The sequence below is a fragment of the Ciceribacter sp. T2.26MG-112.2 genome, from assembly GCF_900492205.1.
Lineage (GTDB): Bacteria > Pseudomonadota > Alphaproteobacteria > Rhizobiales > Rhizobiaceae > Allorhizobium > Allorhizobium naphthalenivorans_A.
Genome location: NZ_UEYQ01000050.1, coordinates 1 through 8,668, shown reverse-complemented (window position 1 = coordinate 8,668; position 8,668 = coordinate 1). Strand labels below are relative to the sequence as shown.

At 61.9% G+C, this 8,668-nt stretch carries 12 protein-coding genes; 7 read left to right on the top strand and 5 right to left on the bottom strand.

The window, feature by feature from the left end:
* Positions 1 to 37: 37 nt before the first annotated feature.
* The 3 genes from DYZ14_RS23755 to DYZ14_RS24540 form a co-directional block, all read right to left on the bottom strand.
* Complete coding sequence (locus DYZ14_RS23755) at positions 38 to 550, bottom strand: hypothetical protein (protein ID WP_154722896.1); 513 nt, start codon at positions 548 to 550, stop codon at positions 38 to 40.
* Positions 551 to 967: 417 nt separating this feature from the next.
* Complete coding sequence (locus DYZ14_RS23750; RefSeq protein WP_154722895.1) at positions 968 to 1,189, bottom strand: hypothetical protein; 222 nt, start codon at positions 1,187 to 1,189, stop codon at positions 968 to 970.
* 512 nt (positions 1,190 to 1,701) lie between these two features.
* Entirely contained in the window at positions 1,702 to 2,385 is a 684-nt protein-coding gene (locus DYZ14_RS24540; protein WP_232365669.1) for a LexA family transcriptional regulator, read from the bottom strand.
* A gap of 180 nt (positions 2,386 to 2,565) precedes the next feature.
* On the opposite strand from DYZ14_RS24540, the gene DYZ14_RS23740 reads away from it, so the two are divergent.
* From DYZ14_RS23740 to DYZ14_RS23710, 7 genes are all read left to right on the top strand, one after another.
* On the top strand, positions 2,566 to 2,871 hold the full coding sequence (locus DYZ14_RS23740; protein ID WP_154722894.1) for a helix-turn-helix domain-containing protein: 306 nt from the start codon (positions 2,566 to 2,568) through the stop codon (positions 2,869 to 2,871).
* A complete protein-coding gene (locus DYZ14_RS23735) occupies positions 2,868 to 3,779 on the top strand; it encodes a ParB/RepB/Spo0J family partition protein (protein ID WP_154722893.1) in 912 nt (303 codons plus the stop codon). Before DYZ14_RS23740 ends, DYZ14_RS23735 begins: the two co-directional genes overlap by 4 nt.
* A complete protein-coding gene (locus DYZ14_RS23730; protein ID WP_154722892.1) occupies positions 3,779 to 4,240 on the top strand; it encodes a hypothetical protein in 462 nt (153 codons plus the stop codon). The genes DYZ14_RS23735 and DYZ14_RS23730 overlap by 1 nt, the downstream gene beginning before the upstream one ends.
* Entirely contained in the window at positions 4,237 to 5,052 is an 816-nt protein-coding gene (locus tag DYZ14_RS23725) for a hypothetical protein (protein WP_154722891.1), read from the top strand. The genes DYZ14_RS23730 and DYZ14_RS23725 overlap by 4 nt, the downstream gene beginning before the upstream one ends.
* Positions 5,049 to 5,249, top strand: coding sequence for a hypothetical protein (locus DYZ14_RS23720; RefSeq protein ID WP_154722890.1), 201 nt, complete (start codon positions 5,049 to 5,051; stop codon positions 5,247 to 5,249). The genes DYZ14_RS23725 and DYZ14_RS23720 overlap by 4 nt, the downstream gene beginning before the upstream one ends.
* Positions 5,246 to 5,440, top strand: a complete 195-nt coding sequence (locus DYZ14_RS23715) for a hypothetical protein (protein ID WP_154722889.1) — start codon at positions 5,246 to 5,248, stop codon at positions 5,438 to 5,440. The genes DYZ14_RS23720 and DYZ14_RS23715 overlap by 4 nt, the downstream gene beginning before the upstream one ends.
* A gap of 129 nt (positions 5,441 to 5,569) precedes the next feature.
* Positions 5,570 to 6,199 carry a DNA-binding protein gene (locus tag DYZ14_RS23710; RefSeq protein ID WP_154722888.1) on the top strand — a complete coding sequence of 210 codons (630 nt, stop codon included), beginning with the start codon at positions 5,570 to 5,572 and terminating at the stop codon, positions 6,197 to 6,199.
* Between the two features lie 48 nt (positions 6,200 to 6,247).
* Here DYZ14_RS23710 and istB read toward each other — a convergent pair whose 3' ends face one another.
* The gene (gene istB, locus DYZ14_RS23705) at positions 6,248 to 7,060 is read right to left on the bottom strand and encodes an IS21-like element helper ATPase IstB (RefSeq protein ID WP_154722887.1); all 813 of its coding nucleotides are present in this window, start codon (positions 7,058 to 7,060) and stop codon (positions 6,248 to 6,250) included.
* Positions 7,050 to 8,576 (bottom strand): IS21 family transposase, encoded by a 1,527-nt coding sequence (gene istA, locus DYZ14_RS23700; protein ID WP_154722886.1) that lies wholly within the window; start codon positions 8,574 to 8,576, stop codon positions 7,050 to 7,052. The genes istB and istA overlap by 11 nt, the downstream gene beginning before the upstream one ends.
* Between the last annotated feature and the right edge of the window lie 92 nt (positions 8,577 to 8,668).

Sequence of the window (8,668 nt, the reverse complement as noted above, 5' to 3'; positions counted from 1 at the left end):
GGGCAGGGCCGGGGCGCCGTATCGTCCGGACCCCGGCCTACAGCCACGGCAGTCCCGCGCGCGTCTCGCGCGGCACGGCGTCGACCGCGGCGCGATAGGCCGCCAGCGAATCGCCCTCCAGGAGCGCCGGCAGCTTGTCGCGCCGCCGCCGGATCCACCGGCGGACCACCGGCCGGTTGGCCGGATGATCGCACAGCACGGTGGCGGCGATCTCGAGGGCAGCATCCTGCAACTCGCGGGTCTCCGGATCGGGCGAGGGCAGGGGCTCGGCCTCCAGCAGCAGAATGAAGATGGCCGCCCGCACCCGCGTATAGAGCGCGTCGAAGCCGGCACGCTCGGCGTCCGGCAACTGGTCGAGGCACCAGGGACGGTTGGGGAACGTGTCCGGATCGACGAAGCGGCAGTCGCCGCTGCGCCAGCAGGCCCGGATCGGACAGGCGCGCACCGGCACGCCGAGCAGCTCCGCCGTCCGCGCCATCAGCTGCTCCCCGACGTCATGATCGTCGATCTCGGGAACTTCGGGGTCTTGCGCTTCGGCTGCCTCGCTCATCGCTTTCTCCTTTGCCATCGGCCCGGGCCGCGCCAGGGCGCCGCCGGCCTTTCTCGATGCGCCCGCAATCACGGGCACGGGTTTTTGCCGGCCGGGCCTCTCACCCTCCGGTTCCTCGGCTCTTCTTCATTTTCCCGGCAAGCCGGGACGGACGGGGCGCTGCAAGCTGCCTCGTAAAATTTGTTTATGTGGCACCTTTCAGCGCCCCGTTCGGCGGTTTTTGCCCCGCGACTTCGATCTCTCTGCGGCGCCGGCCCTTGCCGGGGATTTTTGTAATGTGCAAGATCAGATGGCATATCCGGGAATATGTGGGAAAAATCGGGAATTGTCGGGAAAACCTATGAAACGCAGGGCGTTCACGCTGCCAAAAGCGCCTTAGTCAAACAATTGGGGCGCAAGAACAAATGGCATTCTGATTTATTGGACGAAGCCTTCACGGCGAAGGTCGTTCCGGACCTTGATGCAGCTCTCAACGCGGGTTGTCCCAAGATCCTGCATCACTAGAAGCCATTCGTTTTCCCCGACGCGCGCAGCTTCCATGGACGCAGGCGAGATATCCGAGAGCATCGTAGCGATCCATTCAGCCGCGTCGGGATCCAGCTTGATCGAGCACAGGTCGGCCTTCACCGACAGTTCCATCAGCCGGGCCTTTCCCTTGTCATCCGGATAGATCGGCTGAGCGCCATGAGCAGGAAGTGAGACGGCACAAGCAAGGACTGCGAGAAGGCCAAGATTTCTTGCCATGTTGGAACCTATCTCTATTCAGCGCACGCTTCAAAGATGGGGCGATATCGTCTCGGCCAATAGTCTTTGCCCCAAATAGCCGCTTGAACGTGAGAAACCACCTTTGTCCGACCTGGGCCACTTTGCTGCACGTAGATCCGTCCGCCTACCGATACTCCATCAGTGAAGGCGAACTCCACCTGTCCCATCGTGTCGAGGTCCGTCCGTCTCCAGTTTTGGAGGTCACGAAACTTGAGGTAAGCGCAGTCCGAAATCGCCTTGTAGTCGCCGGCCAAGTCTAGCGTGAAGTCGGGTTTGTCAGGAACTGTATTGCAGCCCACTAGAGCCACGAAGGGCACCGCAACACGGATCATTTTCCACATTTTTTCCCGCCTTCCCAATAAGTAAGTACTGACTGATTTTGTTGGTTAAATCGAACGACCGAACCACACAACACGACCAGAAACGCGGACGAACTCGGCCTCCGAGGCCGGCACGTCCTCGTGAGGGTAAAGGGCGTTGTCGCTGATCAGGCGAAGCGCGCCGCTCATCAGGATATGGATGCGCTTGATCAGCAAGCGATTGCCGACGACCAGGACGTAGATCGCGTTGTCGATGATGTCGTCGATAGAGGTGTCGACGAGGGCGATGTCGCCATCGCGGATGGTCGGCTCCATGCTGTCGCCGCGAATGTTGAGGAGCCGCACGGCGGCCGGGTTGATGCCCTTGCGGCGCAGCCAACGCGTTTGAAACGCAACAAAATCAAGCGCCTGCTCATTGTCGACTAGGGCACCGTTGCCGGCCGACGCCTCGATGTCGAGACGTTCGATCATCGTCAAATCCCCGGTCCCTCCAGACGGTTCATTTCCGGTTAGCCAGTCGAGCGACATACCGGCATTCATCGCGATAGCTGCGACTCCCCCGAAGTTGGGCTTGGCCTTTCCGTCGCGCCACCGAGCGACTTGCTCGTCCGAGACCCCGGCGATCTCGCCCGCCCGAACCAAGCTACCGATTCGTTCAAGCATGACCTTGAAGCGATCTCTCGTCGCGTCGTCCCAATAAAAATCGAAACCGGGAACGACGGACCCGCTTTTTGTCGACGATCTCGGCATTGATAAGCCTTTGAAAATTATACTGAACGTCGTTAAACCGCTTCATATCGGCACATTCTCATGTGGGAACCGCTTATTAGCGTTGAGTGCCGATAAAAAGCTGCTACACTAGTTCATGCAACAGGTTGAACACCGACACACACAAACCGGTCGCTCCAACGACCGATTTACGGAGCCATCATGAACACCACAGCCAAGTGGGATCGACACCAGATCAACGCCGAGATCCGGCGTCGCGGTATGACCCTCACCGGGATCGCCCGCGACGCCGGCCTCTACGACAGCGCCTGCAGGGCGGGCATCATCGGAGCGAGCCGCGCCGGCGCCGAGGCGATTGCCAAGGCGCTGGACGTTCCTTTCCGCGAGCTGTTTCCCGACAGCTATACGCGCGGTCGTCATGACGAGGGAAAAGATAGCAGCAACGAGCGTTGCAACGAAAGGGCAAAAGCGCGCGGCGGCGTTGACAATAGCCGGAGCGTTGCATGAGCACCTCGTCCACAAAGCCCACGCCGCTGGACAGCCTGGCGCCGATGCCCGCGATCGAACCGATCGCCATCGCCGCGATCGACATCCCCGCCCACCACCGCAAGCATAGCCGCGCCGATGTCGCGGCCATGGCCGAGAGCATCGCCATTCATGGCCAGCAGCAGCCGATCGAGATCGAGCGCCGCCAAGATGCCATCGGTTGCTACCGACTGATCTTCGGATCGCTGCGCATGCAGGCTACTGCGTTTCTCGGTCGTGATACGATCAACGCGATCGTCCGCGAGCCGAACGAGTTCGCCAGCGACGGTGCGCGCCGCCTCAGATCCTTCACCGAAAACATGGCCCGTGTGCGTCTCGGCGCTCTCGATCGGGCGGTCGCCATCGCCGATTGGTGCGACATCTACCGGGCGACGCAGCCGCGTCTGAAACCCGGCCGCAAGCCCGCGACCTCTGCCGAGAGTCTAACGCTTAGACTCAATTCGGGCGACGCCGAGCTTATGGCAGCCAGCGAGAGCTTCACAGCCTCGTTTTCCGAGGCAGCACAGGCCTTCCTCGGCATTTCCCGGGCCGGGGTGTTTCGCGCGATCAAGATTGCATCGATCTCGTCGCTACAGCGGGACCGGATGGCACTGACCTGGATCGCGGACAGCGAGGGCGAACTTTACCGCCTGGCCACCGTCAAGCCCGCAGATCGGCAGGTGTCGATCATCGACCTGATCCTTGGCGAGAAGGCCGGAAGCGTCGAGGAGGCAATCGCGCTTCTGGACGGCACGACGCGCAACCGACCGGCCAAATGGGAGGTCGTTCACCAGCGCTTCTCCCGGCTTCCGACCGGCGAGCAGGATCATTTTCTTGACCTCAACGAGGCCGCTGTCACGCGCTGGCAGACTAAACGAGGCGCGCGTTAATGGCCCGCCGCGACACCATGACCGCCGACCTGTTTTCCTGGGAGCCGCCGCAGGTGGCTGCCAGCTACGGCGAGGAGGTTGCCGGTCGCGGCGCGCTCGACAATCGCATTGCCCGGTCGATCGGCCGCGCCCTGAAGGATGCCAAGGAGGGGGGCCGGACGCGGGCACAGGTTGCCGCGCGGATGAGCGAGTTCCTCGGCCGGACGATCTCCGAAGACATGTTGAACAAATGGTCGAGCGAAGCCTCCGGGCAGCACCGGATTTCGCTCGATGCCTTCATTGCGCTGATCGAGGCGACCGGCGCGCACGAGCTGCTCGGGCTCGTGACCAACGGGTTCGGGTTCGTGGCCGTGCCGGAGCGCTACCGCGACCTGATCGAACTGCACCTGATCGAAGAACATGAGCGGGAAATCGCCAGCCGGCGACAGGCGCTCGAAGCAAGAGTGAGAGCCAAGCGATGAACATCACCAACTTCCAGGAAAAACCCTTTTTCGACAGCCTGCCGCGCTATGCGCTGCCGGCCCTGCAGTCGGCCTTCGACAAGGCGCATAACAAGGCGTTCAGCCCATTGGCGATCTATAACGGCCTTTGCCGCGATTTCGCCGAGGTGGGCATCGAGAAGCCCAAGCAGCACGTCTTCAACGACTGGCTGGATGGCATCCACAAGAAGGCCATTTCGCGTCCCGAAGGCGCGCCGATCGCGGATGAAGAAGAGGTGGCCGATGCGCCGGCCACCGGGGATACCGGCAGTGGAGCCGAACCAATCGCCAGCGACGATCCGGCGCGCAATGACGACGCCCTGATGATGCAGCGCCGCGTGACGCAGTCCGGGCAGCTTCGCATCCATGGCAAATACTTCAAGGCGCATGGCGCGGCACCCGGCACGGACGTGTTCGTGCGACCCGATCCGCGCGATGCGAACCGCTTTTCGATGTTCGGCGTGAAGGACGGAAAGTATGTCGGCGAGGCGATCTGCAGCGATGCGACACCGGCCGAGCCGGAGACCGCTCCATCGCCGGCCGAGGACAAGATGACCGTCGGCGTCGACCTGTCGGGAGGTCCCGACCAGAGCGTGACAACCGTCGTCACGGTCGACGATGGCAAGCCGTTCTTCACGCCGGTCTTCCCGGCCGAGCAGGAGGGCACACTGGTCGAGCGGATGATCGCCGAGGCCAAGGCCGATCTGATGCGCGACATCGAGGCAAGGGCCAAGCGCCTGGTCGCCGAGCGGCTGCGGCTGCTGGCTGCCTCGATCGAGGGAGCCGCGCTATGAGCAGCGACGTCACCCTGATCGAAACCGGGGCCGCGATCTTTGCGCTCTGGTTCGGTGCGACCGTCATCAGCGTCGTTGCCTACCAGCGACCGACCATGCCGGCGCCAATTGCCGTCTCGACGCTGATGTTCGGGGCGTTTGCCCTCACCCTGGTCGCCGCGCTGGTGATCATCGCTGCCGCCACAGGTGCCGCATGACGCCAACAGAACGCCAGTTCCTGGACGCCTGCGGTCGGTCATCCGAGGCCTTCCCCGAGTATATCGACCACAATCCCGCGCCGGAACTGACGGTTCCTGGCGCAGGATTTGTCAGCCCGGAGATCCGCGCCGAGGGACGGTCGATGTTCGCCGCATCCAAAGCACGCTCCAAAGTCGAGGCGTGCTTCTGACATGACACAGCAACCCGTTCATCCCCTTCCGCACCGATCCGGTCTCGCGTCCGGTGCGGATGCCTCGCGCGCTCGCCGTATCACCCCCGTCGCGGCGAGCGCGCAGGCCATCCATCCCGGAGTTTTCGCATGAAAGACTGGCTGACAGCTGACGAGATCGCCGACGAAGCTTTGCCTCACATGCCGAACACGAAACGCGGCGTGAACAAGTTCGTCGATGCAAACGCTTGGAACACGCATCCGACCTATGCCCGCAAGCGGCAGGGACGCGGTGGCGGCATGGAGTATCATTTCCGCCTGCTGCCGACACTCGCCCAGGTCGCCTATGTGCAGAAGCACATGACCGTCGGCACTCTGCCACCGTCGCCGCCGGTCAATCCGGACGCACCGCTCGTGCAGGGCCGGCCGGGTATCGAACGGGATGCGCGGCTCGCTGTGATCGCCGCCTTCGAACTGTTCGAGCGGGGCTTGCGTCTCAACCGGCAAGGCTGCCTGGCGGTCTTTTGCGACAAGTATGAAATGGGCTCGATCAAGGTCGAGGACTGGGTCAAGAAGACGATCCCGGCCATCTCGCGCCGCAGCCTTATGCGCTGGATGAGCATCAAGCGCCTCGGTTGCGTGGACAATCTCGCCGTCGACCGGTCGAAGGCGCGGGCCGGAACTGGCGTGCTGGACACGGCGAATGGCGGCAAGGTAAAGGCCTTCGTGCTGTCGCTGATCGCGCATGCACCGCAGCTGTCGGCCGCCCAGATCTGTTGATTTCCACTGAGAGCTGACCCGGCGTTTCCACCGAGAATTGACCCGCCTTTAGGTATCGTTCGTGTTGTTGGTCGGGGTCAAGTTCCTGCGTTTCTCCTTCGTTGTTTTGGGCTGATGGGCCGAACTGTTCTTGAAGCGGAAGCTATCGTTTCCGGTTTCCAGGATGTGGCAGTGGTGGGTGAGCCTGTCGAGCAGCGCGGTGGTCATCTTGGCGTCGCCGAAGACGCTGGCCCATTCACTGAAGCTGAGGTTGGTGGTGATGATGACGCTGGTGCGCTCGTACAGTCTGCTCAGCAGATGGAAGAGCAATGCGCCGCCTGATGCGCTGAATGGCAGGTATCCCAACTCGTCGAGAATGACGAGATCGGAATGAACAAGCCGATTGGCGATCTGCCCCGACTTGCCTTGAGCCTTCTCTTGCTCGAGCGCGTTGACCAACTCGACTGTCGAGAAGAACCGCACCCGCTTGTGGTGATGCTCGATGGCCTGGACACCGAGCGCGGTGGCAATGTGCGTCTTGCCCGTGCCGGGACCGCCGACCAGAACGATGTTGTTGGCGTCATCGAGGAAGTCGCAGCGATGAAGCTGTTGCACGAGCGCCTCGTTGATCTCGCTGCTGGCGAAGTCGAAGCCGTTCAGATCACGGTAGGCCGGAAAGCGTGCTGTCTTGAGCTGATAGGCCGTCGATCGAACCTCTCGTTCCGCTGTCTCCGCCTTGAGAAGCTGGGACAGGACAGGGATTGCCGCTTCGAACGCCGGCGATCCTTGTTCGGTGAGCTCACCGACCGCCTGGGCCATGCCGTGCATCTTCAACTGCCGCAGCATGATGACGATAGCGCCGCTTGCTGGATTATGACGCATGGCGAGCCTCCGTCTTTCTCAGGGCATCGTAACGTTCGACATTGGCCTTGGGCTCATTGGTGAGCGTCAGGGCTTGTGGTGCATCAATGGTGGGCGGCGTGAAGGATTTGCCGTCCACGAGGCGATGCAGCAGGTTCAGCACATGCGTCTTGGTCGGAACGCCGGACTTCAGCGCCATGTCCACGGCCGACAGCACGGCCTGTTCGTCGTGTTGAAGAACGAGCGCCAGGATATCGACCATCTCCCGATCGCCACCCGGCTTCTTGAGCAGGTATTGCTGCAAGGTCCGGAATGCATCGGGAAGCTCGGCGAAAGGAGCGCCATTACGAAGAGCGCCGGGCTTGCGCTGGACAACAGCCAGATAGTGTCGCCAGTCGTAGATGGTCTGGCCCGGCCGATCATGGGAGCGATCGATGACGCGACGGTGCTCGCAAACGATCTGCCCCTCCGCCGCGACGACAATCCGATCCGGGTAGACCCGAAGGCTTACCGGTCGATTGGCGAAGGATGCCGGGACGCTGTAGCGATTGCGCTCCAAATGCACGAGGCAGGTGGGCGTGACCCGCTTCGTGTATTCGACGAACCCGTCGAACGGCCTGGAGAGCGGCATGAGAGCCGGAACTTCCTCCGCCCAGATGTCAGCAATAGTGCCACGCATCTGACCGTGGGGCGTCTTGGCCCAGAACTCCTTGCAACGCTGCTCGAGCCAATCATTCAGGGCGTCCAGTGATGGAAAGCGCGGGATCGGTTGAAAGAAGCGGTGACGTGCATCCTGAACGTTCTTCTCGACCTGTCCCTTCTCCCAGCCGGACGCTGGATTGCAGAACTCGGGCTCGAACACATAATGGCTGGCCATCGCCATGAAGCGGACGTTGACGTCACGCTCTTTGCCTCGGCCGACCTTGTCGATTGCCGTGCGCATGTTGTCGTAGATGCCGCGACCGGGGATGCCGCCGAAGACACGGAATGCGTGATTGTGGGCATCGAACAGCATCTCGTGCGTCTGCAGGAGGTATGCCCGGACGATGAAGGCCCTGGAGTAGCTCAGCTTCGTATGGGCGATCTGCAGCTTGGTGCGCTCATTGCCGATGATCGCCCAATCTTCCGACCAGTCGAACTGGAAGGCTTCGCCTGGTTCGAACGCCAAGGGCACAAATGTCCCGCGGCCAGTCGTCTGCAGTTCCCGCTGTCGATCGTCTCGCCATTCCCGAGCAAATGCCGCCACGCGATTGTAGGACCCCTCGTAGCCGAGGCTCACAAGATCGGCGTGTAGCTGCTTCATCGTCCGCTTCTGCTTGCGGCCTTTCTTGGACTCCGTCTTCAGCCAGGCCGACAACCGATCCGCAAACGGGTCAAGCTTGCTCGGCCTCTCCGGCACATTGAACTTCGGCTCCACCCCGCCGGCGCGCAGATATTTGCGGATGGTATTCCGGGATAAGCCAGTCCTGCGGCATATCTCCCGGATCGATAAATGCTCTCGAAAATGCCAGCGTCGGATCACGCTCAGTAACGCCATGTCGATCACTCCAGAGCCCCCGCTGAAAACATGCGAGGGACGGTTGAAACATGGGTCAATTCTCAATGGAAATATCAGGCTGCGCCGGGTCA